30 protein-coding genes are annotated in these 26,110 nt (G+C 68.2%); 10 read left to right on the top strand and 20 right to left on the bottom strand.

Features of this window, described 5'->3' with window-relative positions:
• Positions 1-55 precede the first annotated feature (55 nt).
• Positions 56-1,933, bottom strand: a complete 1,878-nt coding sequence (lepA, locus tag ACFWPH_RS23135; protein ID WP_378754215.1) for a translation elongation factor 4 — start codon at positions 1,931-1,933, stop codon at positions 56-58.
• Between the two features lie 111 nt (positions 1,934-2,044).
• On the opposite strand from lepA, the gene ACFWPH_RS23130 reads away from it, so the two are divergent.
• A complete protein-coding gene (locus ACFWPH_RS23130; protein WP_378754213.1) occupies positions 2,045-2,617 on the top strand; it encodes a type II toxin-antitoxin system PemK/MazF family toxin in 573 nt (190 codons plus the stop codon).
• A gap of 22 nt (positions 2,618-2,639) precedes the next feature.
• On the opposite strand, the gene ACFWPH_RS23125 is transcribed toward ACFWPH_RS23130, so the two are convergent.
• Complete coding sequence (locus ACFWPH_RS23125) at positions 2,640-3,434, bottom strand: aquaporin (protein ID WP_280414603.1); 795 nt, start codon at positions 3,432-3,434, stop codon at positions 2,640-2,642.
• 318 nt (positions 3,435-3,752) lie between these two features.
• On the opposite strand from ACFWPH_RS23125, the gene rpsT reads away from it, so the two are divergent.
• Entirely contained in the window at positions 3,753-4,013 is a 261-nt protein-coding gene (gene rpsT / locus ACFWPH_RS23120) for a 30S ribosomal protein S20 (RefSeq protein WP_378754210.1), read from the top strand.
• Between the two features lie 147 nt (positions 4,014-4,160).
• Positions 4,161-4,406 carry a hypothetical protein gene (locus tag ACFWPH_RS23115; RefSeq protein ID WP_378754208.1) on the top strand — a complete coding sequence of 82 codons (246 nt, stop codon included), beginning with the start codon at positions 4,161-4,163 and terminating at the stop codon, positions 4,404-4,406.
• Between the two features lie 259 nt (positions 4,407-4,665).
• Here ACFWPH_RS23115 and holA read toward each other — a convergent pair whose 3' ends face one another.
• The 14 genes from holA to ACFWPH_RS23045 form a co-directional block, all read right to left on the bottom strand.
• Positions 4,666-5,634 carry a DNA polymerase III subunit delta gene (holA, locus tag ACFWPH_RS23110; protein WP_378754206.1) on the bottom strand — a complete coding sequence of 323 codons (969 nt, stop codon included), beginning with the start codon at positions 5,632-5,634 and terminating at the stop codon, positions 4,666-4,668.
• Between the two features lie 353 nt (positions 5,635-5,987).
• The gene (locus tag ACFWPH_RS23105) at positions 5,988-7,622 is read right to left on the bottom strand and encodes a ComEC/Rec2 family competence protein (protein ID WP_378754204.1); all 1,635 of its coding nucleotides are present in this window, start codon (positions 7,620-7,622) and stop codon (positions 5,988-5,990) included.
• On the bottom strand, positions 7,619-8,188 hold the full coding sequence (locus ACFWPH_RS23100; RefSeq protein WP_378754202.1) for a hypothetical protein: 570 nt from the start codon (positions 8,186-8,188) through the stop codon (positions 7,619-7,621). The genes ACFWPH_RS23105 and ACFWPH_RS23100 overlap by 4 nt, the downstream gene beginning before the upstream one ends.
• Before the next feature lie 95 nt (positions 8,189-8,283).
• A complete protein-coding gene (locus ACFWPH_RS23095; protein ID WP_378754200.1) occupies positions 8,284-9,177 on the bottom strand; it encodes a ComEA family DNA-binding protein in 894 nt (297 codons plus the stop codon).
• Between the two features lie 153 nt (positions 9,178-9,330).
• The gene (locus ACFWPH_RS23090) at positions 9,331-10,173 is read right to left on the bottom strand and encodes a DegV family protein (protein WP_378754198.1); all 843 of its coding nucleotides are present in this window, start codon (positions 10,171-10,173) and stop codon (positions 9,331-9,333) included.
• 3 nt (positions 10,174-10,176) lie between these two features.
• Positions 10,177-10,887, bottom strand: coding sequence for a diglucosylglycerate octanoyltransferase (gene octT, locus ACFWPH_RS23085; protein WP_378754255.1), 711 nt, complete (start codon positions 10,885-10,887; stop codon positions 10,177-10,179).
• Between the two features lie 160 nt (positions 10,888-11,047).
• The gene (locus ACFWPH_RS23080; protein ID WP_195057164.1) at positions 11,048-11,215 is read right to left on the bottom strand and encodes a hypothetical protein; all 168 of its coding nucleotides are present in this window, start codon (positions 11,213-11,215) and stop codon (positions 11,048-11,050) included.
• On the bottom strand, positions 11,205-11,864 hold the full coding sequence (locus tag ACFWPH_RS23075; RefSeq protein WP_378754196.1) for a histidine phosphatase family protein: 660 nt from the start codon (positions 11,862-11,864) through the stop codon (positions 11,205-11,207). The genes ACFWPH_RS23080 and ACFWPH_RS23075 overlap by 11 nt, the downstream gene beginning before the upstream one ends.
• On the bottom strand, positions 11,861-12,268 hold the full coding sequence (rsfS, locus tag ACFWPH_RS23070; protein WP_378754194.1) for a ribosome silencing factor: 408 nt from the start codon (positions 12,266-12,268) through the stop codon (positions 11,861-11,863). Before rsfS ends, ACFWPH_RS23075 begins: the two co-directional genes overlap by 4 nt.
• A complete protein-coding gene (gene nadD / locus ACFWPH_RS23065; RefSeq protein ID WP_280414592.1) occupies positions 12,265-12,942 on the bottom strand; it encodes a nicotinate-nucleotide adenylyltransferase in 678 nt (225 codons plus the stop codon). Before nadD ends, rsfS begins: the two co-directional genes overlap by 4 nt.
• 39 nt (positions 12,943-12,981) lie before the next feature.
• Positions 12,982-14,388 (bottom strand): VWA domain-containing protein, encoded by a 1,407-nt coding sequence (locus tag ACFWPH_RS23060; protein ID WP_378754192.1) that lies wholly within the window; start codon positions 14,386-14,388, stop codon positions 12,982-12,984.
• A 2-nt stretch (positions 14,389-14,390) separates the two neighbouring features.
• A complete protein-coding gene (locus ACFWPH_RS23055; RefSeq protein WP_378754190.1) occupies positions 14,391-15,284 on the bottom strand; it encodes an AAA family ATPase in 894 nt (297 codons plus the stop codon).
• Positions 15,285-15,492: 208 nt separating this feature from the next.
• Positions 15,493-15,963, bottom strand: a complete 471-nt coding sequence (locus ACFWPH_RS23050; protein WP_378754188.1) for an NUDIX hydrolase — start codon at positions 15,961-15,963, stop codon at positions 15,493-15,495.
• A 4-nt stretch (positions 15,964-15,967) separates the two neighbouring features.
• The gene (locus ACFWPH_RS23045) at positions 15,968-16,633 is read right to left on the bottom strand and encodes an XRE family transcriptional regulator (protein WP_378754186.1); all 666 of its coding nucleotides are present in this window, start codon (positions 16,631-16,633) and stop codon (positions 15,968-15,970) included.
• Positions 16,634-16,731: 98 nt separating this feature from the next.
• Between ACFWPH_RS23045 and ACFWPH_RS23040 the strand changes: the two genes are divergently transcribed.
• Both ACFWPH_RS23040 and ACFWPH_RS23035 read left to right on the top strand, forming a co-directional pair.
• Positions 16,732-17,016: a hypothetical protein gene (locus ACFWPH_RS23040; protein WP_378754184.1), complete on the top strand. Its 285-nt coding sequence runs from the start codon at positions 16,732-16,734 to the stop codon at positions 17,014-17,016.
• Complete coding sequence (locus tag ACFWPH_RS23035) at positions 17,006-17,320, top strand: hypothetical protein (RefSeq protein WP_378754183.1); 315 nt, start codon at positions 17,006-17,008, stop codon at positions 17,318-17,320. Before ACFWPH_RS23040 ends, ACFWPH_RS23035 begins: the two co-directional genes overlap by 11 nt.
• Before the next feature lie 77 nt (positions 17,321-17,397).
• On the opposite strand, the gene ACFWPH_RS23030 is transcribed toward ACFWPH_RS23035, so the two are convergent.
• Complete coding sequence (locus tag ACFWPH_RS23030) at positions 17,398-18,666, bottom strand: glutamate-5-semialdehyde dehydrogenase (protein WP_378754181.1); 1,269 nt, start codon at positions 18,664-18,666, stop codon at positions 17,398-17,400.
• Positions 18,667-18,730: 64 nt separating this feature from the next.
• Between ACFWPH_RS23030 and ACFWPH_RS23025 the strand changes: the two genes are divergently transcribed.
• Together ACFWPH_RS23025 and ACFWPH_RS23020 are read left to right on the top strand one after the other, a co-directional pair.
• Positions 18,731-19,594, top strand: coding sequence for a ribokinase (locus ACFWPH_RS23025; protein ID WP_378754179.1), 864 nt, complete (start codon positions 18,731-18,733; stop codon positions 19,592-19,594).
• 217 nt (positions 19,595-19,811) lie between these two features.
• Positions 19,812-21,029 (top strand): RtcB family protein, encoded by a 1,218-nt coding sequence (locus tag ACFWPH_RS23020; RefSeq protein ID WP_378754177.1) that lies wholly within the window; start codon positions 19,812-19,814, stop codon positions 21,027-21,029.
• Between the two features lie 227 nt (positions 21,030-21,256).
• On the opposite strand, the gene ACFWPH_RS23015 is transcribed toward ACFWPH_RS23020, so the two are convergent.
• Complete coding sequence (locus tag ACFWPH_RS23015; protein WP_378754175.1) at positions 21,257-21,745, bottom strand: hypothetical protein; 489 nt, start codon at positions 21,743-21,745, stop codon at positions 21,257-21,259.
• Between the two features lie 366 nt (positions 21,746-22,111).
• Between ACFWPH_RS23015 and ACFWPH_RS23010 the strand changes: the two genes are divergently transcribed.
• Positions 22,112-22,663 carry a hypothetical protein gene (locus tag ACFWPH_RS23010; RefSeq protein ID WP_378754173.1) on the top strand — a complete coding sequence of 184 codons (552 nt, stop codon included), beginning with the start codon at positions 22,112-22,114 and terminating at the stop codon, positions 22,661-22,663.
• A gap of 183 nt (positions 22,664-22,846) precedes the next feature.
• Here the strand turns inward: ACFWPH_RS23010 and ACFWPH_RS23005 are convergent, their stop codons facing one another.
• Entirely contained in the window at positions 22,847-23,602 is a 756-nt protein-coding gene (locus ACFWPH_RS23005) for an SDR family oxidoreductase (RefSeq protein WP_378754171.1), read from the bottom strand.
• 101 nt (positions 23,603-23,703) lie between these two features.
• On the opposite strand from ACFWPH_RS23005, the gene ACFWPH_RS23000 reads away from it, so the two are divergent.
• Positions 23,704-24,573, top strand: a complete 870-nt coding sequence (locus tag ACFWPH_RS23000) for a helix-turn-helix transcriptional regulator (protein ID WP_378754169.1) — start codon at positions 23,704-23,706, stop codon at positions 24,571-24,573.
• A gap of 6 nt (positions 24,574-24,579) precedes the next feature.
• Here ACFWPH_RS23000 and ACFWPH_RS22995 read toward each other — a convergent pair whose 3' ends face one another.
• A complete protein-coding gene (locus tag ACFWPH_RS22995) occupies positions 24,580-25,020 on the bottom strand; it encodes a YdeI/OmpD-associated family protein (RefSeq protein ID WP_378754167.1) in 441 nt (146 codons plus the stop codon).
• A gap of 70 nt (positions 25,021-25,090) precedes the next feature.
• Between ACFWPH_RS22995 and ligD the strand changes: the two genes are divergently transcribed.
• Complete coding sequence (gene ligD, locus ACFWPH_RS22990; protein ID WP_378754165.1) at positions 25,091-26,050, top strand: non-homologous end-joining DNA ligase; 960 nt, start codon at positions 25,091-25,093, stop codon at positions 26,048-26,050.
• Positions 26,051-26,110: the final 60 nt, after the last annotated feature.

Raw genomic sequence — 26,110 nt, 5'->3', positions numbered from 1 at the left:
ACATTTTCGTTATCAGCAGATATCCAGGCGGGCGAGAGGCAGCGGAAACCGGCAGCTACTTCTTGTCCTTCGGTTTATCGGCCTGGGCGTCGGAGGACAGCGCGGCCACGAACGCTTCCTGCGGGACGTCCACCCGGCCGATGGTCTTCATCCGCTTCTTGCCTTCCTTCTGCTTCTCCAGCAGTTTGCGCTTACGGCTGATATCGCCGCCATAGCATTTGGCCAGCACATCCTTGCGGATGGCGCGGATGTTCTCCCGGGCGATGATCTTCGACCCGATGGCCGCCTGGATCGGCACCTCGAACTGCTGGCGCGGGATCAGCTCACGCAGTTTGGTGGTCATCTTGTGCCCGTAGGCCTGCGCGGCGTCGCGGTGCACGATGGCGCTGAACGCGTCCACGGCCTCGCCCTGCAGCAGGATATCCACCTTCACCAGCTGCGATTCCCGTTCGCCGGCCTCCTCGTAGTCCAGCGAGGCATAGCCGCGGGTACGCGATTTCAGCGAATCGAAGAAGTCGAAGATGATCTCGGCCAGCGGCAGGGTGTAGCGCAACTCCACCCGGGTCTCGGACAGATAGTCCATCCCACCGAGGTCACCCCGGCGCGACTGGCACAGTTCCATGATCGCGCCGATGAACTCGCTCGGCGCGATGATCGTGACCTTCACCACCGGTTCGAAGACCTGGCGCACCTTGCCTTCCGGCCAGAACGAAGGGTTGGTCACGGTGTGCTCCGCCTCGTCCTCCATCACCACCCGGTACACCACATTCGGTGCGGTGGAGATCAGGTCGAGACCGAATTCGCGCTGCAACCGCTCGCGGGTGATCTCCATATGCAGCAGACCCAGGAAGCCACAGCGGAACCCGAAGCCGAGCGCCACCGAGGTCTCCGGTTCGTAGGTGAGCGCGGCATCGTTGAGCTGGAGTTTGTCCAATGCGTCCCGAAGGACCGGATAGTCGGAACCGTCCACCGGGTACAGCCCGGAATACACCATGGGACGCGGTTCGCGATACCCGGTGAGCGGTTCGGTGGCACCGCCCCGCGCGGAGGTGACGGTATCGCCGACCTTCGACTGCCGCACATCCTTCACACCGGTGATCAGGTAGCCGACCTCGCCGACCCCGAGTCCCCGCGTGGGTTTGGGTTCCGGTGAGACGATCCCGATCTCCAGCAGCTCATGGGTGGCGCCGGTGGACATCATCTTGATCTTCTCGCGCGGGGTCAGCTTGCCGTCCACCACACGGACATAGGTCACCACACCGCGGTAGGTGTCGTAGACGGAGTCGAAGATCATCGCCCGGGCCGGTGCGTCGGCGTCGCCGACCGGCGGCGGCACCCGCTCGATCACCCGGTCCAGCAGTTCGGTCACCCCCACGCCGGTCTTACCGGATACCCGCAGCACATCCTCGGGCTCGCAGCCGATGATATGGGCCAGCTCGGCCGCATAACGCTCCGGATCGGCCGCCGGTAGGTCGATCTTGTTGAGGACCGGGATGATCTCCAGATCCTTGTCCAGCGCCAGATACAGGTTCGCCAGCGTCTGCGCCTCGATCCCCTGCGCGGCGTCCACCAGCAGGATCGCGCCTTCGCAGGCCTCCAGCGCCCGCGAGACCTCATAGGTGAAGTCGACGTGGCCCGGGGTATCGATCAGATGCAGGACGAAATCCTCGCCCGCGTGTTCGCCGGTCCCGGGCGTCCACGGCAGCCGCACGTTCTGGGCTTTGATGGTGATACCGCGTTCGCGTTCGATATCCATCCGGTCGAGGTACTGCGCGCGCATCTGCCGCTCCTCGACGACCCCGGTGAGCTGCAGCATCCGATCGGCCAGCGTCGACTTGCCGTGATCGATATGCGCGATGATGCAGAAGTTCCGGATCCGCGACGGATCGGTGAACGTCGTATCGGCGAAGCTGGCGGGCACTCCACTCCTCATGGGTATCGGGCGTACTGGCGACCATCGTCCCATGGTGAGCCGGACCACCGGCCCCCCGGTCCCGCCCCGCGGCGATACTCCACCGGCCGGGTGTGCCGTTATCCTCCTGAGATGCCCCGCAGTTGGAACAGTCTCGGCAAGCAGCTCACCGCGATCGCGATACAGCAGGGGCCGAAGCTCGTCCGGCGGCAGGCACCGCGACTGGTGGAAGCGCTACTCGTCCGCGGCAGCACCCGCCGCACTCCGCGGGCGGTGACCGGCCCCAAGGGCATCCCCGTCCGCCCGGCGGCCTCCACCCCGGTCCCGACCGCACAGCGCGCCCGCCGGGTGGTCTACGCACCCCAGCTCGACGGCCGCGCCGACCCCGGCGAAATCGTGTGGACCTGGGTGCCCTTCGAAGAGGATCCGGACAACGGCAAGGACCGGCCGGTACTGGTGGTCGGCCGCGACGGACGCAGCCTGCTGGGCCTGATGCTCAGCTCGAACCCGGACCGGGACCACGATCCCGAATGGGTCGGGATCGGCGCCGGCATCTGGGACCACCAGGGCCGAGCCAGCTGGGTCCGGCTGGACCGGGTACTCGACGTCCCCGAGGACGGTATCCGCCGGGAGGGCGCCATCCTGCCGCGCCGGCTGTTCGACCGGGTGGCGCATCGCCTGGTCCGGGAATACCACTGGAGCTGAATCGTGCCCCGGCGCCGCCGGATCAGGCCTGCAGTTCCCGGGACCGCCCGAACAACAGCCCGTACAGCAGTGCACCGAGCACACCACCGATCAGCGGGAACACGATGAACGCCCACAACTGCCCCATCGCCCCGTCCTGGTAGGGCGCCACAGCCAGGCTGCGGGCCGGGTTCACCGAGGTGTTGTCGACCGGGATCGAGATCAGGTGGATGAGCGCGAGGGTGAAACCGATGGCCATCCCGGCCTGCGGAATCTCGGAGATCCGGTCGGTTGCGGCCAGCACCACGAAAACCAGCAGCGCGGTCAGCATCACCTCGACGATGATCATCGCGGCCATCCCGTACCCCTCCTGGATCACCACCTCACCGGCCGGTCCGGTGACCGCCGACGGGCTGTGCTCACCCCAGCCGTTGGCGCCCAGCCCCGAGGACGCGCGGTCGTAAGAGGGCAGGTTCTTGGCAATCGCGAACAACACCAGGCCGGCGAGCAGACCGCCGATCACCTGAGAGACGATGTAACCCACCGCACTCATCGGCGAAAGCCTGCCCATCATGAGCTGCCCCACCGTCACCGCGGGGTTGACATGACAGCCGGAGACCGGCCCGATCGCGTAGACCAAGACGAGCAGCGACAGGCCGAACGCCAGCGCAACCCCCAGCGGCCCCACCTTCTCGCCGGCCAGCACGGCCGTCCCGACACCCCCCATCACCAGGACGAAGGTGCCGAGGGCCTCGGCGATCCATTTCCTGGTATCGGAGATATCCGCGGGCTCGACACCTTCGAGTACAGCTTCTCGTTCCTGCGCAGTGGGAGACATGAACGCCGCCTTCCGAGAGGATCGACGCCCCGCCGGATATCGGGGCGCGCACCGGGAAAACCTGGGTCCTGCTGCGAAACCATTTGGGCCGAACTTCCCGGCACCTTACGCCGCACGAACACTCTTCACAACGACATACGGCCAGGTCACGGTGTTGCAACGGACCCACGATTTCGCGGCCCCGGCCCCTGCTGGTAACCTGGCCACTCGGCATTGCCGTACCCCGTGCCCGGAGAAATCCGAGCCGGCCGCATTCAGGATTGGTACGCGCATACAGACTTTTCCGACCGAACCAGACAGGAACCAGAGGATACCGGCGTGGCCAATATCAAATCCCAGATCAAGCGGATCCGCACCAACGAGGCGGCGCGCCAGCGCAATCAGTCGGTGAAATCCGAGCTGCGCACCCATATCCGTGCCTTCCGGGCGGCCGCCGCGGCCGGCGATAAGGAGACCGCCGGCGCGCGCCTCCAGTTCGTGAGCCGCAAGCTCGACAAGGCCGCCTCCAAGGGCGTTATCCACGCGAATCAGGCCGCCAACAAGAAGTCGGCGATGGCCCTCGCGCTGAACAAGCTCTGATAGACCGAACTCTTTCGCACAAAGCCGCCGCGGCTTCGATGACCACGGCGGCTTTTGGTATGCCCGGGCTCGGTCAGCGCATGTTTTCCGAGGCAGTAGTGGATGGCGGCCGCCCGGCGGCCCAGCGCCTGTCGTAGCATGCGGCCCATGGTTATGTTGTATGCGAACCAGTCGGTCGTCCAAGCCGAGGATCTGCCCGGCGTCATCCGCGCCGCCGAGGTACTCGGTATCGGCGTGAAAATCGAGAATGTGCTGGTACCCGCCGATGACGACGGCAGTCAGGTCGGCGTCTGGATGGTTACCCGCGAGGAGGAGACCCCCGTCTACGAAGAGTGGGATGGGCGTTTCGACGAGGTCGCGGAGGAAGCGCTGGAGCTCAGCGCGGTCGATTAGCCCGGACCCGCCCGGACGACCATGCGTCGTCTCCTCGACCATCTCCCCGGGGCACCCCCAGGTCAGGCACCGCTGCCACTCTCTTCACGGCCCGTCGGCTTCAGTACCGCGGAACGGCCGGGTTACCGGGCGGCTTCGGCACCCAGCCGCCCGCGCTCAGCGGTTTCGGCGCCTCGGCCCCCAACTCACCAGCCGGGCAGCTTCGACCCGACGGCCGATACTCACGTCACGGCCCCGGCGGGCTCGGCTGCCGCGGCGCTCAGTCACGCCCCTGTAGCGCCAGCAGCTTCAGCACAGCGTCCTCCAGGGCGAACCCCGAGTCCGCGGCCCCACCTTTCACATCAGCGTTCAGTGTTGCCACAACCTGTAGCGCGGAGCCGATCGCGGCCGGTGACCAGCCGCGCGCCTGCCCCTGCGCCTTCTTCACCTTCCACGGTGGCAGTCCCAGCGGTCCCGCCAGTTTGAACGGGTCACCGCGCCCCGCCGACCCGACCTTCGCGATCGTATGCACGGAATCGGCCAGCGCGTCCGCGAGCACCACATGCGGAACCCCGCGGTCCTGCGCCCAGCGCAGCGCCTCCACCGCACCGGCCCTGTTCCCGGCGACGGTCAGATCCGCGACCTCGAAACCCGATACTTCGGCCTTACCGGAGTAGTACCGCCGCACGGCCGCGAGATCGATCTTCCCGCCGGTATCGGCGACCAGCTGCGAACAGGCGGCAGCCAGCTCCCGCAGCTCGGACCCGACCGCATCCAGCACCTCCTGCACGACCTCGCCGGACACCCGCGCTCCCGCCGCCCGGAATTCGGCGCGCACGAATTCGGCGCGTTCGGCGGCTTTGGTGAGCTTGGCGCATTCGTGGACCTGCGCCCCGGCCTTCCGCAGCGCCGGCACCAAAGCCTTGGCCCGGCCGCCCCCGGAATGCACCACCATCAGCACCACCCCCTCGGGCGGGGCCGTGACGGCTTCGGTGATCACGGCCACGGCATCCTTACCGGCCTGATCCGCCGATTCGAGAATGATCACCCGGTCCTCGGCGAACAGCGAGGGACTCAGCAGCTCGGCCAGTTCCGCACTACTGGCATCCCCGGCCCGCAACCGGTCGACCGGGACGGAGTCCGGGTCGGGGGCGTCCGCCCGCACCTGCGCCGTCACTCCCGCAATCGCCCGCTGGATCAGCAGTTCTTCTTCCCCCAGGACCAGGTGCACCGCCGCTCGCTCGCTCACGGCTCCGATCGTACGGCGGCACCCCGACGATTCCCGGGATCGGCCTCACAAGGCTCCGCATTCGCGTGCAGACGTACGGCATGAGCCTCGAGATCGAGATCGGTCCAGCCCGGCCTTCGGCCCACACACTGAGCCTGTCCGCCACGAACAAACCCGCCGCCGAACAAATCATGAAAACCTGATCTCCATCCGCCCCTCCGGCCCCGCGCTGCCGTCTGCCCGATATAGCCGTCCGAGCATGGCCCTCGGCGGGGTAGAAATGAGGCCGGGCGACCGGGTCAGCGGGCGATACGCCGTCGCGCAGTGGACGCCGCAGCCGGGCGTGCGAAACGCACGAGCCCGGCATCCGCTGCTCACCAGTGCAACCACAGAAGCAGCGGAAGATAGGCGGTAGCAACGCCGACTGCGGTGGCCGCCAGGTATCGCCGTAGCCGCGCAACGCGCAGCGCTGCAATCCCGGCAGCCGCAGCGCAGGCGGCGAGCAGCCCGCCCGCCGACCCGCCGGGCACGGTGAGCAGTGCACCGGGGACCGCGGCTGCTTCGGTGGCCACGGTGAGCAGCCACCACAGCGGTGGGCCGGTGAGGTGCAAAATCAGCTCCGCGGGCGCGTACCAAAGGGTGGATACCACCGCGGCTGTTGCCCCGAGAACGGTGATCGGCGCGACCACCGGTGCCACAAGGATATTCGCGATCACCGCCAGAATGCTGACCTTGCCGGACAGAGCGATGGTGATCGGTGTGGTGACGACGAAGGCCGCGGCGGCAACGGCGGCCAGTTCGGCGGGCAACCGCCACCAGCCGTGGTCCCGGAGATAGTCGGCCCAGCTCGGCGCCAGCAGCAACAAGGCTCCGGTGGCAAGAACCGAGAGCGCGAAACCGGCCTGCACTGCGAGCGATGGCCACAGGGCGAGCAACCCGATCACCGCGGCGCACAGTGCGGGCAACGCCTGTTTGCGGCGACCGGTCAGCAGGGCGAGCAGCGTGACCGACCCCATGGCGGCGGCCCGCAGCACACTCGGATCGGGCCGGGCGATGACGACGAAGAAGACCAGCGCGGTCGCCGTCGCACAGAAGGACAGCCGTGGACCGCAGGTGAGTACCCGGGCCAGTGCCAGCACCGCGGTCAGGAGCACTGAAAAGTTCGCCCCGCTGACTACACACAAGTGCTGCAATCCGGAGGCGACGAAATCCTCGTGGACTCGATCGGGCAAGCCCGAGGTGTCGCCCACGACCAGCGCGGGAAGCAGCCCGGCAGCGTCGGGTGTGAGGGCGGACCGGGCAACGGTGGCCAGATCCGCGCGCACTCCCGCAGCCAGATCCTGCCACCAAGGCAACGGCCCGGCCGGGTCCGGCGGGCCGATCGGGCGCAGCGTGACGACCGTCAGATCGTGTTGCCGCGGGGGCGCGGTGCGGGCACGGAATTCGATCGGCCGCCCGGGCAGCAGTTCACCCCACCCCGGACCGGCAGCCAGGACAACCACCGACCCACCCGCTCGGACCACCTCGTCGCGGTAGCGGAACTCGCGCAGTCCGGCACGCACCACCCAGAGTCGGCCGGCGCCGGATCCGCTGCTCCGCACAGGTTTCGGATCGTCGGACGGAGTGATCACCACATGCACCGTCGCCTCGTCAGGTACCGCCCGGAGCGGATGCACGGTCACCTGATGTTCGCGCCATGCACCCGCCAGCGCGAAGCCCGCGCCGAGCAGAGCGGCACCGATGATCGTCGTCGCGACCACCCGGTAGCGCTCCTTGCGGTGAGCTACCCCGGCCCACAACAGCGCCCACGAAACGAGTGCCACCGAGGTGAGCCCGGCCGCCACCACGACCCCGGCGAACCACCCGGCGGCGACGGCCGCGATCGTTACCGCCCAGCAGACCAGGGCCGCCGGGAGCAGCCGGGCGTCCAGTACTCGTGCAGCACCGTCGAATTCGTCGCCCGGCCGGTCATCTCGATCCGCGTTCCCGGCACTGTCCGCGCCGGTCACCGGCGGAGCCGGACAACTGTCCGCACCAGCCACCAGCTCCACTTCCCCGCCCTGGCATCATCCAGTGCGCGAGCACCGGTGAAATCAGCGGCGAGCGCGCTCCGGGCGGTGCGCATCCCACTGGCCGCCGGTACGCCGCACAGTCGGCCCGCGCCTATCGCTCGACGCCCGCTGAGCACGGCCCGGCCGAAACCGGCGCAAGTGGCGGCGAACGAGGCGAAACGACGCACGACCGACTCGACCCCTGGCTCGATATCGACAACGAGACCCGCGGCCACACCCAGGCCCACACCCAGGCCTCGGGCCTGCCGGCTCCCCGGATCCGCCGCCAGCGGCTGGACGACGACTTGCGCGTAATTATCGGCGTATAGCCGCACAGCAGGCCGATGGACGGCAACTGCCTCGGAAAGTGTGCGGTCACCGCTGATGATGCCGGTCGGGGCGGGGCCGGTACCGACCTCGCCGGATGCTCCCGAGTGATTTGGCACCGAGTCGTCGCCGGCGATCCGCTCGGCGCGGGTTCGTCGGCGATCCGGTTCGCCGGCCGACCCGACGGCGCCGCCCATATTCTCGAGAGCACACCGGCTCGCCTGCCCGCCGGCTGTCGAACCGCCCGTCCGCGGCGGGCTTCCGGCTCCTGACCCGATATCGCCCGCCTCCGTCATACCGTCACCAGTTCCCGGAGTCGCGCGAGCCGGGCCGGGCCGATGCCGTCGACCTCGGACAGTTGTTCGACATCGGTAAAACGTCCGTTCGTCTCGCGCCAGGCGATGATCGCCTTCGCGGTGACCGGGCCGACTCCGGGCAGCGCGTCGAGATCCGATTCGGTAGCTGTGTTCAGGTTGACCGGAGTGCCGGTCGCGGGTGCCGGGACCTCGGTATCCGGATCTGCCGCCACCGTTTTTCCGCCGCTCACCGTGGCGCTGCCGGGCGGCGGGGCAGCGGTATCGGCGGGGCCGACCCGGATCTGGTCGCCGTCGGCGAGGCGCTGAGCAAGGTTGAGCCCGGTCAGATCGGCACCGGAGAGTGCTCCGCCGGCGGCGGCGAGGGCGTCGGCGACCCGGGCACCCGGCGGTAGCCGGACGAGACCGGCCTTGTGCACCAAGCCCACCACACTCACCACCAGCTCGGCCGACGGCGGGGCCGGCGCGGTTCCGGGCGCGGCGGGCGCGGTGGCGGAGACCGGTACCGCCGCGGGTAAGGCGGCAGGGTGGGCGGCCGGTAGCGGCGGTACGGGTTGCGCGACGGGGCGCTCCCAGAACACCACCACCAGTGTGACCAGAAAGGCGAGGAGCCCGACCCCCGCCATGGTCGCCACACCGCGACGGCTCGGGTCCAGCCGCGCGCCACGGAATCGGGGCGGTATCAAGCGTTCTCGCCAGGTGGGCGCACCGGGCCCGGCGTCGAGCCAGCGCGGAGTCCGGACGCCGTCGTCATCGTCGGTGAGTGCGGTATTCGGGTGCGGAGCATCGATCCCGGAATCGTCGCGCCGGCCGCCGCCGAAGTATCCGCCCAGCTGCCGGTGTACCCGTTCCCGCTCGTCTTGTCGTGCCATGCTCGCGACGCTAGGCCCGCGGCGGTACCCGATCTACGGCCCGACCAGGCACTTCGGCAAACCTGTGGACAACCGTGCCCTGTGGATGAACCCGTCCCCGAGCGGCCGAGAGCAGGCCGGACCGGATCCGCCCGGCACAACTGTGCGGTGAGCTCAGCCCCAGCCGCCGGGCAATACCAGTACGCCGACCGCACCGATCCCGAGGTGCACCCCGAGCGCGGGACCGAATTCCGCCGTCAGGATCTCCCGGACCTGCGGCAGGCGTTCACGCAGCTGATCGATCACCGTTTCCGCCGCATCGGCCGCATCCAGATGCTGGACCCCCAGAACGGCTTCCCCGGATCCGGCGGCCGCCACGGCTGCCGCCACCAGCTTCCCGACCGCCTTCGACCGGGTGCGTACCTTCTCCCGCAACTCCAGCCTGCCCTGCACCAACTGCAGGATCGGTTTGCTCACCAATTCGCCGGCGAAGAATCCGGCCGCGGTACTGAGCCGCCCACCGCGGCGGAGTTGTTCGGTGCGATTCACCAGGATGAAGGTGTGCGATTTCTCCGCCGCCGCGACAGCGGTCCGGTGCACCGCGTCCAGCGGGGCACCCGCGGCGGCCGATCGGGCGGCGGCCAGTGCCGGTAGCCCGGTGGCCAGGCCGGCGCCGAGCGAATCCACCAGTCGCACGGACTCTTCGGCGCCCATATCCCGGACGGCCTGCCGCCCGGACTCCCAGGTGGCGGACAGCTGCCGGGACAGATGCACCGCGACCACGCCGTCGCCGCCGCTGCGTGCCAGTGCCGCGGTGTAGGCGTCGCGGAGCTCACCGGGAGACGGTGCGGAGGTGCTGACCGAATCCGCGGTGTAGTCGATATCGAGGTCATCGACACCTTCGCGGTGGGTTGTGTCCCCGACCAGCACATGCAGGGGCACGATGTCGATCCCCAGCTCGCCGATGTGGTCCGCGGGCAGGCCGGCGGACGAATCGGTGACGACCACGACCGCCACGGCTCACCCCACCTCGCGCAGGGTTTTCACCATCGATGTGGCGACCTCGGAATGCCCGGCCCACCCCCAGTGGATACCGTCGGGGTTGGCGTCGCCGGAGAAGATGTTGTCGTGCACGGCGGCCTTCAGATCGACCAGCGGCACACCGGTACGCGCAGACCAGCTCTCGAGTGCCCGCACCGCCGGTTCCCGGCCGCGGTGCACCCGCCCATAGGCGTCGCAGTCGTGCACCGACGGTAGTACCGCCACCATCGGTAGATCGGGCCGCAGCTGCGCCAGCGCCGTACGGCACTGCTCCAGATAGTCCACGCTGATCTCCGGCGGCAGCGCGACCCGGCTGCCCAGCTTCGAGGCCCTGGGCTGAACCCACTGGTAGACCGAACGCACAACCCGGCGCAGCCCGGCGGGCCGGACATAGCGGATCAATTCACGGAGCGCAGTAGGCAACGGCGAGGGCAGCGAATCCATACCGCCCACCGCGAAAACCACCGCCCCGGCATGCGGTACGGCCGCCCAGACCCGCGGGTCGCCGATCAGAGCCCAATAGGCGTCCCGGCAGGTCCAGCCGATCCGGGCGACCAATTCGACATCCCAGTCGAGTTCGGACGCCACCAGATTCGGCCAGATCCGGGGATGGTCGGCCGGCAGACCGCCTTTCGGCCCGAAATAGGACAGCGAATCGGCGATCACCAGCAGAACCGGCCGCCGGCCCACCGGATCCGGGGCCGCGGATTCTTCGAGCGGGCGGGCGGTGGCAGCGCCGTCGCCTGTTCCCGGTATGGGCCGCGGATCGGCCGAACCCTGTACCGGCCCGGCCGATTCCGGCCGGCTCGTATCCTCCGACCTCGCTGTCACTGCGCGACCCTCCTGGTGATCAGACTGCCTTACGCATATCGTCGCCGTCGGCACTCTCGGCGTTTTCGTCCTGTTGCGGCTCGGTCGCCGGGCCGAACAGCGCATCGGGTAGCGCGCGTTCCGGTTTCGCGGAAACCCGCTGGAACAGTTCGTCCGGAATCTGCCGGTTCAGGTCTTCAGATGACATCGGGTGCTACTTTCGCCGCTGCGTTCCACACATCGAGACGCCAGCCGGGCTTCTCGATGCTCGGACCGTGGCTGCTGAGCTGCACCCAGCTGGCATTGGCGAGCCCACCGAGGGCCGGCCAGTTCTGAGGCGGCAGGTCGAGCAATGCGGCCGTGAGCGCGGCGATCAGCCCGCCGTGCGCCACGAGAATCATAGTGGCGCCCGGCCAATCCCGCCGCTCGGTGAACAATTCCTGCACCACCGGTAGCGCCCGGGCGCCGACTTCGAGCTTCGATTCGCCGCCCGGCGGGGTGTAGGTGGCGTCCATTCGCCATTCCAGGCGCGCGCCCGGATAGAGCGAATCGACCTCCACATCGCCCATCCCCTGCCAGTCACCGAGATGGGTTTCGCGCAGCCGCGGCTCCCGGACCACCTCCAGGCCGGAATGCTCCGACAGCGCCTGCGCGGTCTCGTAGGCCCGCTTCAGGTCGGAGGAGATCAGGCCGATCGCCTTGTGCGACACGAGTTCCCGTGCGGCCTCCTTGGCCTGCCGCCGGCCCAGATCGGTGAGATCGGTATCGATCTGCCCCTGCATCCGGTCGTTGGCGTTCCATTCGGTTTGCCCGTGGCGCAACAGGATCAGGGTGCGCACACCGGTTTTCTGTGTCACTCGGTCTCTCCAGCACTTTCCGCATCGGTGGTGGCCTCGGGCCCACCGATCCCCTCGACCGGAACGACGGGGCAGTCTTTCCACAACCGTTCCAGCGCATAGAAATTACGTTCGTCGTTGTGCTGGATATGCACCACCACATCGACATAGTCCAAGAGCGCCCAGCGGCCCTCGCGGGTCCCTTCCCGGCGAACCGGTTTATGCCCGGCCGCGCGCAGTTTCTCCTCGACATTATCGACGATGGCGTTCACCTGGCGCTCGTTCGGCGCCGAAGCGATCACGAAACAGTCGGTGATCACCAACTGCTCGGAGACGTCGAGTACCACCACATCGGCGGCCAGTTTCTCGTCCGCGGCCAACGCGGCGACGGTCGCCATCTGCACTGCCTCGGCTGTCGCAGTCATGGTGTGGTTCCCCCTGGTCCTCGGTTCACGCTTCCATTACCTTCCGCTTGCGCCGGCACGTAGAGGTGCCGTTTCGATATGTATTGGACGACGCCGTCCGGCACCAGGTACCACACGGGCCGGCCCTCGGCCGCGCGCCGGCGGCATTCACTCGACGAGATGGCCAGCGCGGGGACCTCGATCATCGTGACCGCGTCGTCGGGCATACCGCGCAGATGGTCGGCCAGATGATCGATGTTCAGCTCGTACCCCGGCCGGCTGACACCCACGAATTTCGCCAGCTCGAACAGTTCCGCCCAATCCTGCCAGGTGAGGATGCTGGCCAGCGCGTCCGCCCCGGTGATGAAGTACAGTTCGGCGCCCGGACGCTGGGCGTGCAGGTCGCGCAGGGTGTCGACCGTATAGGTCATCTTGCTGCGGTCCACGTCGGCCCGGCTCACCGAGAACCGCGGGTTGGAGGCGGTGGCGATCACCGTCATCAGGTAGCGGTCCTCGGCCGGACTGACCCGCCGGCCCGATTTCTGCCACGGCTGGCCGGTCGGTACGAACACGACCTCGTCGAGGTCGAACCGGTGGGCGACCTCACTGGCCGCAACCAGGTGCCCATGGTGGATGGGATCGAAGGTGCCACCCATCACCCCCAGCTTGGGTCCGCCCTGGCCTGTTCCGCGCATGAGTGTCGAGCTTAACGGGGTGTTCCCGGCGGGTCCCGGTCAGACCGGCAGCAGCCGGGAGACCACGGCCGTGAGCTGGGACGCGGACCGGCATTCGTGCATTTCGATGACCTGCTGGTAGCGGTCGGCGGCCGAATCGCCGGAACCCCAGTTCTGGCGCGGTTCCGGATTGAGCCAGTGGGCGTGCTTGGCGACGGCGACCAGTTCGGACAGGGTGGACAGTTCCGGGTCGCGGTAGTTGGTGCGGGCGTCACCGAGGATCAGCAGCGAGCTACGACTGGTGACCGCGTCGGTGAATCCGTCGGCGAAGCTGGTCAGGGCGCTGCCGTAGTCGGAGTGGCCGTTGAAACCGACGATATCGGCCTCGGCGAAGATCCGCTGCATGGCCTCGTCGAGCCGGGTGTGCGGATCGAAGAACCGGGTCACCTCGTCGGTGTTGTCGACGAAGGCGAAGATACGCACCTTCGAGAACTGCTCGCGCAGGGCACTCACCAGCAACAACGTGAAATTGCTGAAACCGGCGACCGAACCGGACACATCGCACAGCAGCACCAGTTCGGGGCGGCCGGGCCGCGGTTTGCGGTTCACCAGGTCGATCGGGACGCCACCGGTCGACATGGATTTGCGCAGCGTTTTTCGCAGGTCGATCTCGCCGCGCTTGGCGTGCCGCCGGCGCACGGCCAGCCGCGACGCCAGGATCCGCGCGAGACGCTGTGTACTGCGTTTCAGCTCGGCCAGCTCGTTCTGCGAGGCACGCAGGAAATCCACATCCTCGGCCTGCCGGGCGACCCCGTACGAAGCGACCCGCTCCCGGCCGATCCGTTCGGCCACCCGCCGCCGCGTCTCGGCCTCCACCGTCCGGCGGAAGTTGTCGATCCGGCCGCGGGCCGTCCGGCGCGCGATCTCGGTCTCGAAATCGCTCATATCCGGGGTGGCCATTCCGGCCAGGATCTGCGCCAGCAGGGTTTGCGGCTGGATCTCCTTGAGCGCCTGATACGACGAGAACGACGCGCCGCGCGCCGACTGGTACTGCCCGAGCTGCTCCACCAGCTGCGCGGCCATCAGCGCCTGCGCGCCGCCGGAGTTCTCGTCGGCCAGCATCTCGGCCAGCATCTGGCGCAGCGCCGGTACGTCGAGGCGGCCGTCGTCGCGGTACGGCAATTCGATTTCCGCGGCGGCGTCGCGCTCCCCGATGGCGACAGGGAACCACAGGTCGAACAGGCCGTCGTAGGTGGCGCGGTGGGTGGTGCGCCGCAGCAGGGCGCAGGCCAAGCCCTCCCGTACGGCTTCCCGGTCCATGAGATCGAGGACGGACAGCACACGGCCCGCGTCCACCGTTTCCGAGGGCCCCACCGGGATCCCGCGTGCCCGCAGCGCCTCGACGAACCCCACCAGATGCCCCGGCAGTCCGTGTGGGGCCAGGGGCCGGTCCTCGGTGACCGCCATGATCAGACCGGTTTCAGCTCGGCCAGCGCGCGCTGGTGGTCGCTGCGATGCTTCAGCACGACCCCGAGGGTTTCGCGCACCGTCGTATCGTCGAGGTCGGTATGCCCGAGCGCTAGCAGTGTGCGCGCCCAGTCGATCGTTTCGGCGACCGACGGCAGTTTCTTCAACTGCATTCCGCGCAGGACGTGCACGATCCGCACCAGCTGCGCCGCCACGGCCTGCGGGAGTTCCGGTACCCGGCTGGCCAGGATGCGGCGCTCCAGATCCTCGTCCGGGAAATCCAGGTGCAGGTACAGGCAGCGCCGTTTCAGCGCCTCCGACAGCTCCCGGGTGGCATTAGAGGTCAGCACCACGAACGGTTTGCGGTCGGCGGTAATAGTGCCCAGCTCCGGGACGGTCACGGCATAATCGCTGAGCACCTCGAGCAGCAGCCCCTCGATCTCCACATCGGCTTTATCGGTTTCGTCGATGAGCAGCACCGTGGGGTCGGTTCGCCGGATCGCGGTGAGCAGCGGCCGCGACAGCAGAAATTCCTCGGTGAACACATCGGCCTTCGTCTCGGCCCAATCGTTCTCCCCGGAAGCCTGGATACGCAGGATCTGCTTGGCGTGATTCCACTCGTAGAGCGCCCGCGCCTCGTCCACTCCCTCATAGCACTGCAACCGCACCAGTTCCGCGCCCGAGGTCTGCGCCACCGCCCGCGACAGCTCGGTCTTGCCGACACCGGCCGGACCCTCGACGAGCAGCGGCTTACCGAGACGATCCGCCAGGAAAACCGAGGTAGCGGTCGCTTTATCGGCCAGATAGCCGGTTTCGGCGAGCCGGACCTGCACATCATCGACCGACGCGAAGATCGGCTCCTGAACCGGCGGGATGGGGGAACTCGCGGGCTCCATGGGGCGTCCTTCCGTCGAACTCTGCCCATCCCACGCTACCGGGCCCCCAGCCGGCGGACCTCGTCCCCCGGAGCCAAGAGACCCAGCTCACCACCGAGCCGAGCCGACCAGTCCGCGTGTAGGGCCGGTCCGCACCACTGTGGCATGTGACAGACGGACTACGGTGCCATCGGGCTCGGGTGTTCGGCTGCCCGGTCGGTCTCGGTTTTCACCCAAGGTAGGGGCTGGTTCGCCCCTCCAGATAGTGGGTCAGCCTCAGTCGCTGCGTGTGATGCATGTCGAGAACTTCGAGTTGTGCAGGGGCGACAAACCGCAGTTCGGTGGATTCATCGGAGATAGTGAGGTCACCGCCGACGACACGAGCCCGAAAGCATACGTTGAACTGGCGCCGGACCTCGCCGTCGCTGTAAGCGATCACGTGGCGGGGGTCGGTGTAGGTTCCGACGAGTCCGGTGATCTCGATATCGAGGCCGGTTTCCTCTTTGACCTCTCGCACAGCGCAGCCGGGGAGACTGTCGGTCATCTCCATGCCGCCCCCGGGAAGCGCCCACAGGCCGCTGTCGGCACGCCGCTGTAGCAGTATGTGACCGCTGTCGTCGCACACCACGGCGGAAGCCGCGACTACGAGACTGTTCGGCTGCGGTGCCGCCGGGTCGTCGTAGAACTCGGTGCGCGCCATCGGTTCACCCCTCCACCGGTCGGGCCGTTTGCCACACGGCGTCGAAACTCGACGTGTAGGTATCGAACAGGCCACCGTCGATGGTACGGCGCAGATGCCAGACGGGCGCCCCGTAGGCATTCACTCCCCACACATGCGCGTTGACCAACATCTGATCGTCAGCGCGGTAGATGCTGTTGTAGAGCGTCGTGCCGTGGGTGCGCAGTTCGATGCCCGGCACCGATCGCAGTGCCCGGTAGTGCATCAGGCCGAGACGGCAACGGGATTCGATGCCGTGCCCGAACTTTTCTTCTGTGCCGCGTTGCCGGACGTTGACACTGTCGGCGTCACCCACGGCTATTCGTATCGAGCAGCCCGCCCGTGCCCGTTCGATCAACAGATCATTGAGCCGTGGGTACGCCTCGTGGAGGAATACGGCCGCGTAGACCAGGACGTCGATGCGGTCGGACGCTGCGGCGAACAGGTTGACGAACGCCGATGCCGGGACGTCGGCTCGCTGATCGTGGAGGGCGACGAGTTCAGGACTCACTGCACGCGCCGGCCGCGCCTGCCGGAGGGCGGGCCAAAGGACATGAGCATCCTCACCCAGACACTCCGCAGCGTGGATTGCGGTGCGCCGCCGCGGGATCCGGCCGAGGTTCACCCAGCGTTCGACAGATTTCGGATCCACACCTGTTGCCTCGGCCAGGCTCGCGTGAGTCCACCCACCGGCCGTGGACATCGGTCCCGCCGCCGCAGTGCGCCACAACCGATCACGCAGGGGATGAGATGAACAGCCACATCGAGGATCAGCCCGTTTCCGCCAACCCGCAGGGCCGATGCCACGTCCGCCGACAACATCTGCGAGCGGCGTTGCCGCTACTGGATCGCGATACTCCGGTCGATCTCACAACGTTGCAACGAGTCGCCGCCGCCTTGCGCGCAGAATCCGGCGCCCGGCACCGGGCCCACCCGGGATCGTCGGCCGATATCGCCCGGCTGCGACGCGACATGGGGAACACCATCGCAGACCTGTGGGCGGCTCTGCCGGAAGAGGTACGCGGTGCCCACTGACCTGAGACGCGCGATTCTGCTGCATCGATCCGAAGCAAACCGTAGCGAGATCGATGACTTGACACAGCGGCATCATCTGACCGTGGTGTACACGGCGGTCACGGATACGGCAGCGCCGCGGTTGGCTGTGCTGATCGCGATGGAGCACGTCCTGAACCACAACGCCGAGGTGGTCGTCGTGCCGCACCTGACCGCGCTGGAAATGTGGCACGACCGGGAGTGGCTCGCCCTCGCCGAACTAGTCGGTCTGGTGATGGCCGATGGCGAACTGCTCGGCGGTCGTGCCGATGTCGTTCGGTACTGAAACCCCGGCAGCGGGGCCATAGCGACCACGGCTCAGGGTTGCGGGCCGGGTCCCACGTCGACGCGGCCGATGTGGTCCTACGCGGGGCGAATCTGACCGGATCCGCGGACAACCCACTTCGACGAGGTGAGTTCCGGCAATCCCATCGGGCCGCGGGCGTGCAGTTTCTGGGTGGAGATACCGATTTCGGCGCCGAAGCCGAACTGCTCACCGTCGGTGAAGGCGGTGGACGCGTTGACCATGACCGCCGCGGCATCCACCCGGCGGGTGAACTCGTCGGCCGCCGCAAGTTCGCCGGTGACGATGGCTTCGGTGTGGCCGGTGCCCCAGGTGTTGATGTGGTCGACGGCGGCGTCGAGATCGTCGACGATTTTCACCGCGATATCGAGGGTCAGGTATTCCTCGGCCCAATCCTTGTCCGTGGCCGGAGTCATACCGTCGAGATCGCCGTGCAGGGTGACGCCCTTATCGGACAGGGCCTTACCCAGCCGCGGCAAGGCGGTTTCGGCGATAGCGGCGTCGATCAGCACGGTTTCGGCGGCATTGCACACGCTGGGCCGGCGGGTTTTGGCGTTGATCAGGATTTCCTCGGCCATATCGAGGTCGGCGCCGGAATGGACGTAGACGTGGCAGTTGCCGGTACCGGTTTCGATGGTCGGGACCTGGGCGTCACGCACCACGGCGTTGATGAGGCCGGCGCCGCCGCGCGGGATCACCACATCCACCAGGCCCCGCGCCTGGATCAGGTGGGTCACGCTGGAGCGGTCCGCGCTGGGCAGCAGCTGGACGGCGTCGGCCGGGAGACCCGCCTCGGTGAGCGCGGACCGCAGCACCTCGACCAGCGCGGCATTGGACCGGGCCGCCGACGACGACCCGCGCAGCAGCGCCGCGTTACCCGATTTCAACGCCAGCCCGAAGGCGTCCACGGTGACATTCGGCCGGGCCTCGTACACCATGCCGACCACCCCGAGCGGCACCCGGACCTGCCGGATCTCGAGCCCGTTGGGCAGCGTCGACCCGCGTTCCACCACACCCACCGGATCCGGCAGGGCCGCCACCTGGCGCAGGCCCGCGGCGATCCCGTCGACCCGGTCCTTGGTGAGCCGCAGCCGGTCGAGCAGCGAATCCTCGGTGCCGGCCGCCTTGGCGGCCACCAAATCCTCGCCGTTGGCTTCCACCACCGTATCCGCGGCGGCCAGCAGCGCATCCGCCGCGGCGTGCAGCGCTTCGTTCTTCCGGGCCGTGGTGAGCTGGGCGAGCACCCGGGACGCAACCCGCGCCCGGCGCGCAGCCCCGTGCACGGCCTCACGCATATCGAACTCAGCGGTGGTCTCTGCTGCCGTCATAGGTATATAGCCTACGCACCACGAAAACCGGATTTCACCGGCGCTCACGCGTTACGTTCTCCCCGTGACCTCGCCACTGATCGCCGTACTCGGCAGTATCAACATGGACCTGGTGACCACCACCGCGGCCCGTCCCGCACCGGGTGAGACGGTGCTCGGCCGCGGTTTCACGATGGTGCCGGGCGGTAAAGGCGCCAACCAGGCGATCGCGGCGAGCCGGGCCGGCGGGCAGACCATGTTCCTGGGCGCGATCGGCACCGACGTATTCGCCCCGCGGCTGCGCGCAGTGCTCACCGAGTCCGGCGTGGACACCACCGGGCTGCGGGTGATCGACGGTCCGAGCGGTATCGCGACGATCGTGGTCGACGATTCCGGCGAGAACAGCATCGTCGTCGTCGGCGGCGCCAACACCGCGGTGACCGGCTTGACGACCGCGGACCGCACGGCCATCGCCGCCGCCGACCTCCTCGTCTGCCAGCTCGAGATCCCCCTCGGGACCGTGACGGCCGCCGCCCGGCACGCGCGCGCACACGGCACCACCGTGATCCTCAACCCGTCGCCGGTACAGCATCTTTCGGACGAACTGTGGGAACACGTGGACGTCGCCGTGGTGAACACCGGCGAGGCCGAGCACTTGGACAGCCTGCTCGACCCCGTCCCGCACGTGGTGGTCACGCTCGGCGCGCACGGCGCCCGGTATCGCGGCCCGGACGGTGTGGAAACCACCGCCACCGGACCGGCGGTCGAGGTAGTCGACACCACCGGGGCCGGAGACACGTTCACCGGGGCACTTGCCGTGCGCTGGGCACAGGGACCGGCCGCCGCATTGCGCTTCGCCTGCACCGCGGGGTCACTGGCCACCACCACACTCGGTGCCAGCGCGGCGATCCCGTGGCGCCCCGATATCGAGGCAATGCTCGACCGGTGAGATCCGGCCGTCCCGAGAATTCGATCCGAGCGGCGGCAGATGGTTCACGATACTGAAACGGTGGAAGCGTGGAACGGTCGCACCGGCAGACAGGCGACCCGTTCGCTGGTGGATGCCAGTCGGCGCCGCCCGAAATTCGGATGCCCTGCCCCGCTCCCTCGGCCTACCGTGAAATACGGAGGCGGACACCGGTCCGCCGAACGGAAGGATCGAAACAATGTTTCCCGTCGAGCTGTCCGGTACCCGGGCACGGACGTTGATGTGGGCCCAGGAGAGCGAGATCGATGCGGCGGCGCTGCAACAGCTGCGCAATATCGCCCGGCTGGAATGGGTGCACGGCGTCCGGGTCATGCCGGATGTGCACCTCGGGAAGGGCGCCACGGTCGGTTCGGTGATCGCCATGCGCGATGCGGTCGCGCCGGCGGCGGTCGGGGTCGACATCGGCTGCGGGATGGAGAGTGTGCGCACCGATCTGACCGCGGCCGACCTGCCCGACGACCTCCGCGCGTTGCGCTCGGCGATCGAGGCAGCGGTACCGGTGGGGTTCAATGCCCACAAGAACCCTGTGCAGGTGAACAAGCTGGCACCTGGACCGTCCGGTGTCGCCACCTCGACCCTGCGTACCGGCTGGGACCGGTTCTGGTCGGCGTTCAACGACCTCGACGAGGCCGTGGCACCACGGGAATCCAAGGCGCATAAGCAGCTGGGTTCGCTGGGCTCGGGGAACCACTTCATCGAGGTCTGCCTGGACCAGAACGACCAGGTGTGGATCCTGCTGCACTCCGGCAGCCGCAATATCGGCAAGGAAATCGCCGAGCGGCATATGGCGGTTGCCCGCAAACTGCCGCACAACCAGAACCTGATAGACCGGGACCTTGCGGTATTCCTGGCGAACACCCCGGAGATGGCCGCCTACCGGCACGATCTGACCTGGGCGCAGGAGTACGCGGCCCGCAACCGCGCGGTCATGCTGGCGCTGGTGTCCGAGGCGGTGCGCAAGCAGTTCCCCACCCGCGAGGTCCGGTTCGATACACCAGTGAGCTGTCATCACAACTATGTGGCGGAGGAGAAGATCGACGGTGTCCCCATGCTGGTGACCCGTAAGGGTGCGGTCCGCGCCGGGGCGGGCGATATGGCGCTCATCCCGGGCTCGATGGGGACCCGCTCCTACGTGGTGCGCGGTAAAGGCAACCCCGAGTCGTTCCAGTCCGCGTCGCACGGTGCGGGCCGGCGGATGAGCCGCAATGCCGCCAAGCGGCAGTTCAGCGTCGCGGATCTGGTCGCCCAGACCGAGGGTGTGGAGTCCCGTAAGGACGCCGGTGTCCTGGACGAGATCCCGGCCGCCTACAAGAACATCGACGAAGTGATCGAGGCCCAGCACGATCTCGTCGATGTGGTCGCGACCCTGCGTCAGGTGCTCTGTGTGAAGGGCTGAGCATGCGGCGGGCGGGACCTGCTGGTCCCGCCGCATGCTCGATCGCCGGGGACACCGGCCCGAGGGTCGGTGTCCCCGGGCACCGCAACCCGATCACCGAACGACGCGCAACCGGTCACCTCGCGGTGACCGATCAAGACCTGGGCAGATGTCCATGGGAGGGCCCTGCGGCGACGAGGCCAGGGCGCTGCCGATCTTCCGGCACTGCCGCACCGCGGCACCGCGAATCATCCCGCAAGTCGACGGCGCAGCAAGCCGGCGGTGAGACCGGCGCCGAACAGCAGCACACCGACCATGAGCACCACTCCGCCGGACAGCCAGCTGTACAACGCGTGGTCCAGATCGGTAGGTAGCCCGGGGACAGCCGAGATCAGCCGGTAGGTGCGTTCCGGTATCACGATCTGGACCACTCCGGGCAGAATTCCCCACACCAGTCCCGCTGCGATCGCCGCGGCGGGCACGGCGACCGCGAGCGCCGCGACTGCCAGCAACAGAACCGCGCCGAGCACGGACTGGATCGGGGCCAGCCAGCGGTCGGTGGAGTCCCACCAGCGCCCGGTGAGAACCGCGCCGTTGGCCGCGACACCGATCGCCACCGGCGTGAGCAACAGCGCGACCAGAATCGCGGCTACCACGCGCAGGGGTTTTCCGGGTAAGCGGCCGTTCGCGTCCGCTTCTTCTCGATCTGCACCGCCCCGTTCGACGAGTTCGGTCATCCAGCGCTCCTCCGGACGGTCGTTACATGATCGGGGTGCCATTGTCGCTGCTCCCGACCCGGCACCGACAACTCGCCACCCCGGCGGCACGATCGGCCACCGCCCCACCGTGCTCGCTGCTCAGCCGAGACGGACTCGGCGCCCTGGCTGATTCGGCCCTCGGTATGCCGCAGGACTACCGCACCCTATGCGGCTCGGACGAAACGATCCGCTGGTCCGACGCTTCCGCCGCACACCTCCATAGCTGGATGAAAGCCTGCAGGCCCCCGAACCATTGACTAGTTATCATCGAATGCATACTCTTATTTATCATTCGATAACAACAATCATTCGGGTTCGCCCGGATCTCCTTCCCGAGGAACCACCATGTTCGGCACACTCATGATGTTCGTCGTCCCCACCTTCGTTCTCCGCCTGCTCGGCCTGGCCGGCGTACGCCGCTTCGCCACCTGGCGGGTCGCCGCCGCATACGGGCTGGCCTTCCTGTTCACCATGACCGGGCTGGCGCATTTCGTACCCGATTCGGTCACCGTCATGCCCAGCCACAGCGACCTCGTGGCGATGGTGCCCGGCGCCATCCCGTTCCCGGACTTCGCCGTGTACGCGACCGGTGTCCTGGAGTTGGCCGGCGCCGCCGGCCTGCTGTTCGCCGGCACCCGCCGCTGGGCCGGGCTCGGGCTCGCCGGCCTGCTGGTCGTGATGGTCCCGGCGAATATCTACGCGGCAGTCGAGAACATCCCGCTCAACGGCGAACCGCCCACACCGCTGTGGTTCCGGATCCCCGAGCAGATCGTGTACTTCGCTGCCGCACTCTGGGTTTCGCAAGCGTTGCCTGCGATCCGGCGCAGCCACACCGAGCTGCCCACGGTCGCCGACCCGGACACCACCAACCCTGCCGCGCAGCCAGGAGGCCGCTGAGTCACCGGCACGGTGCAGGCGATCGGCCCCGGCGCCTCCCCGGACGCAACTGCGGCGGGGAGGCGGGCTTATCGGCCCGGCACGTGTCCGGCCGACCCAAATCATCGGGCACCATCGGCAGCGGCGGGTGGGCTGCACCGATCTTCGGTGCGGTGCGGGCGAAGACCTGCACCGCACCGAAGATCAGCCCTGCGGAGTCGGTACCAGGACCAATTCGGCGATATTGAGCCGCGCCGGAACCGAGGTCGCGAAGGCGATCGCCTCGGCGATATCTCCGGGCTCCAGAATCGTCATCGACGAACGCCACTCGTCCAACTGCTCCCGCTGCGCCGCCCAGCTCATCCCGGCACCGAGTTCGGTTCCCACGAAACCGGGTTCGATATTCTTCACCCGCACACCTCGTGGCCCGTATTCCGCCCGCATATTCCGGGTCAGATGCGCGACCGCGGCCTTGGTGGCGCAGTAGACGGCGTATTCGGGAAAGATCGCGTGCCCGCCGATCGACCCCACCAGCACCAGATCGGCCCGCCGGCCGTCGCCCGCCGCCGCGAGCAGATCGTCGATGAATGCCCGCGCCGTGTACAGCAACCCGGTGACGTTGGTGCCGACCATCTGCTCCCACTCCCCGACCTCCGCGGATTCGAACGGCGCACCGAGCATGACGCCCGCATTCGCCACCACCAGATCCACCGGCCCGAGCGCCGCCCGGATCGTGGCGGCCGCATCGCGCACCGAATCCCGGTCGGCCACATCGGCTGCCACTGCCACGGCGGCACCGCCGATCTCGGCCGCCAGCTCCTCGATACGTTCCTTACGCCGGCCCAGTAACGCGACGCGGGCCCCGTCGGCGGCCAGCCGCCGCGCGGTGGCGGCACCGATTCCACTGGATGCTCCCGTCACTACCGCGACCCGGCCGTTCAGATTGTCGTTGTTCGTCATGTCCACAACATTCGGCCCGGGTGCCGGCCGCTACCAGGTCGCGGATTTCCTGGTAGTTGCAGGGCCACCCAGCCCGCTCACCCTGCGCATACCCTGAAACCATGAATTCCGACAACCGTCTGGGCGCGTTCCTGCGGGCCCGCCGCGAACTGGTCCGGCCGGAAGAGTTCGGGCTTCCCGGCGGTGGCCGGCGCCGCGTCGCGGGGTTGCGGCGCGAAGAGATCGCGATGCTCGCGGGCGTGAGCGCCGACTATTACGTGCGGCTCGAACAGGGTCGCGATAAACATCCGTCCGAGCAGGTCGTCACGGCACTGGCCCGGGTGTTCTCGCTGGACGACGAAGGGACCGCCCACCTGCGGGAATTGGCCCGGCCCACCGCGGCGCGTCCACGTACGCCGCGGCGCCCGGAGCGGGTGACTCCCGGTCTGCTGCGGTTGATGGAGGCGTGGTCCCACACTCCCGCAGTGGTGCTGGGCCGGCATCTGGACGTTCTGGCCGCGAACCCGCTGGCGGCCGCGGTGAACGCCTGCTCGGTCCCGGGCGTCAATCAGGTACGGATGGTTTTTCTCGACCCCCGCGCCCGCGAAGTGTTCCCGAACTGGTCCCAGATCGCGGCGGATACGGTGGCCAGCCTGCGCGCGACCGCGGGCACCGACCTCGACGGCCCCCGGCTCACCGAACTCGTCGGCGAACTCTCACTCAAGAGCGACGAATTCCGCCGGTTGTGGGCCCGCCATGATGTCCGGGCGAAAACATCGGGGGTCAAACAGTTCCACAACGAGATGGTCGGAGAGCTGACGCTGGCGTACGAGAGTTTCGCGGTGACCGGGGCGCCGGGGCAGTTGCTCATCGCCTACCACGCCGAACCCGGATCGCCCTCCGAACGTTCGCTCGCCCTGCTCGGCAGCCTGACCACGGACAGCGGTCCCGGAATCGAGTCCCGCCCGGCCGGGACCACCGCCGGCCCGTAGGGACGATCAGGCCGACATCTCGCCGACGACCTTCTCCACCCGGCGGGCCCGGGTTTCGGGCCGTTTGGCCGATTCGACCGCGAGCACGTGCGCGCGTTGTTTGCTGTAGGAGAGCGCATCGAATGCTTCGCGCGCCCCCGGGGCCTCGGCCAGTGCGGCGGCAAGATCGCCGGGGACTGTGACAGTACGTTCCGACGTATCGAGTTCGACGCCGACCGTGACGGTCTCCCCCGCCGACACACCGGCCGCGTTCCTGTTCTCGGCGCTCAACGGGAGCATGTACTCCCCGCCGTAGACCGCGACGGTGCTGCGGTAAGTGTGGCCACCGATCCGGACCGCCACCTTGGGTTTCTTCCCGCTGCCCAGCTCTTCGACCACAGGGGCGGGCACCCGGAACCCGGTGGCTGTCTTACCGGCGAGTTCGATCACGGTGTCGAAGGTGAGCATTGGTGTCCTTCCCGCCGACTCGTTGCCGTATCGGCCAGCTTAAACACGTCGCGGCCGTTAGGGTCGGTGAATGGGCAGCGGCACGGGCGCGGCAGTGGAGCTGACAGTGGGCGACCGCGAGGTGCGGATCACCAACCCCGACCGGGTGTATTTCCCGGAAAGCGGCACCACCAAGCTGGATCTGGTGCAGTACTACCTGAGCGTGGGCGACGGAATCGTCAACGCGCTGCGGGATCGGCCGTGCATGCTGCACCGATTCCCGAAGGGCCTCGCAGGCGACAAGGTGCACCAGAAGCGGCTACCGGCCGGCGCGCCGGAGTGGGTGCCCACGGTGCGGGTGTTCTTCCCCCGCTACAACCGGCACGCCGACGAACTCTGTGTGCGGGAACTGGCCGATGTGGTGTGGGCGGTGCAGATGTCCACGGTGGAATTCCATCCCTGGAACTCGCGCCGGGCCGATACCGAACGCCCCGACGAATGGCGGATCGATCTGGATCCCATGCCGGACTGCCCGTGGTCGCGGGTGCAGCGGGTGGCCGGGGTGGTGCACGAGGTGCTGGACGAGATCGGCGCGGTGGGCTGGCCGAAAACTTCCGGCGGCTCAGGGTTGCACGTGTATGTCCGGATCGCGCCCGAGCACGGGTTCCAGCAGGTGCGCCGGGCCGCGCTGGCTTTCGCGAAGGAGGTGGAGCGCCGCGCGCCCGGCGATGTGACCACTACCTGGTGGCGCCGCGACCGCGATCCCGGACTGCTGTTCATCGACTACAACCAGAACGCCCGCGACCACACCATCGCCGCCGCCTATTCGGTCCGCGGTGTCCCGGCCGCCACCGTCTCCACCCCGGTGACCTGGAACGAGATACCGGATATCGAGCCGCGCGATTTCACCGTCGCCACCGTCCCCGGCCGCTACCGCGAACTGGGCGACCTCCACGCCGGTATCGACGACGCGGTCTTCGATCTCACCCGGCTGATCGACTGGGCCGACCGCGACGAGGTCGATCTCGACGAGGACCCTGCACATTCCTGAGCGCCATCGGCGCGGCCACCAAGGGGTGAGCTCCACCGTCCGGCACCGGTATGGATCTCC

The organism is Nocardia sp. NPDC058499 (assembly GCF_042719915.1).
Classification (GTDB): domain Bacteria; phylum Actinomycetota; class Actinomycetes; order Mycobacteriales; family Mycobacteriaceae; genus Nocardia.
Note: the sequence above shows the minus strand (reverse complement) of the source record. Positions and strands in the feature narration are given on the sequence as shown.

Bases quoted from the DNA above. Each gene is read 5' to 3' on its own strand.
- ACFWPH_RS22995 (WP_378754167.1), bottom strand. From the start codon at position 25,020: ATGCTCACCTTCGACACCGTGATCGAACTCGCCGGTAAGACAGCCACC.
- ACFWPH_RS23080 (WP_195057164.1), bottom strand. From the start codon at position 11,215: ATGTCATCTGAAGACCTGAACCGGCAGATTCCGGACGAACTGTTCCAG.
- ACFWPH_RS23015 (WP_378754175.1), bottom strand. From the start codon at position 21,745: ATGACCGAACTCGTCGAACGGGGCGGTGCAGATCGAGAAGAAGCGGAC.
- ACFWPH_RS23130 (WP_378754213.1), top strand. From the start codon at position 2,045: ATGCCCCGCAGTTGGAACAGTCTCGGCAAGCAGCTCACCGCGATCGCG.
- ACFWPH_RS23040 (WP_378754184.1), top strand. From the start codon at position 16,732: ATGAACAGCCACATCGAGGATCAGCCCGTTTCCGCCAACCCGCAGGGC.
- ACFWPH_RS23050 (WP_378754188.1), bottom strand. From the start codon at position 15,963: ATGGCGCGCACCGAGTTCTACGACGACCCGGCGGCACCGCAGCCGAAC.
- ACFWPH_RS23125 (WP_280414603.1), bottom strand. From the start codon at position 3,434: ATGTCTCCCACTGCGCAGGAACGAGAAGCTGTACTCGAAGGTGTCGAG.
- ACFWPH_RS23115 (WP_378754208.1), top strand. From the start codon at position 4,161: ATGGTTATGTTGTATGCGAACCAGTCGGTCGTCCAAGCCGAGGATCTG.
- ACFWPH_RS23020 (WP_378754177.1), top strand. From the start codon at position 19,812: ATGTTTCCCGTCGAGCTGTCCGGTACCCGGGCACGGACGTTGATGTGG.
- ligD (WP_378754165.1), top strand. From the start codon at position 25,091: ATGGGCAGCGGCACGGGCGCGGCAGTGGAGCTGACAGTGGGCGACCGC.
- ACFWPH_RS23030 (WP_378754181.1), bottom strand. From the start codon at position 18,666: ATGACGGCAGCAGAGACCACCGCTGAGTTCGATATGCGTGAGGCCGTG.
- ACFWPH_RS23060 (WP_378754192.1), bottom strand. From the start codon at position 14,388: ATGGCGGTCACCGAGGACCGGCCCCTGGCCCCACACGGACTGCCGGGG.
- nadD (WP_280414592.1), bottom strand. From the start codon at position 12,942: ATGCGCGGAACAGGCCAGGGCGGACCCAAGCTGGGGGTGATGGGTGGC.
- ACFWPH_RS23100 (WP_378754202.1), bottom strand. From the start codon at position 8,188: ATGGGCGGCGCCGTCGGGTCGGCCGGCGAACCGGATCGCCGACGAACC.
- ACFWPH_RS23000 (WP_378754169.1), top strand. From the start codon at position 23,704: ATGAATTCCGACAACCGTCTGGGCGCGTTCCTGCGGGCCCGCCGCGAA.
- ACFWPH_RS23010 (WP_378754173.1), top strand. From the start codon at position 22,112: ATGTTCGGCACACTCATGATGTTCGTCGTCCCCACCTTCGTTCTCCGC.
- rsfS (WP_378754194.1), bottom strand. From the start codon at position 12,268: ATGACTGCGACAGCCGAGGCAGTGCAGATGGCGACCGTCGCCGCGTTG.
- ACFWPH_RS23055 (WP_378754190.1), bottom strand. From the start codon at position 15,284: ATGGAGCCCGCGAGTTCCCCCATCCCGCCGGTTCAGGAGCCGATCTTC.
- ACFWPH_RS23095 (WP_378754200.1), bottom strand. From the start codon at position 9,177: ATGGCACGACAAGACGAGCGGGAACGGGTACACCGGCAGCTGGGCGGA.
- lepA (WP_378754215.1), bottom strand. From the start codon at position 1,933: ATGAGGAGTGGAGTGCCCGCCAGCTTCGCCGATACGACGTTCACCGAT.
- ACFWPH_RS23005 (WP_378754171.1), bottom strand. From the start codon at position 23,602: ATGACGAACAACGACAATCTGAACGGCCGGGTCGCGGTAGTGACGGGA.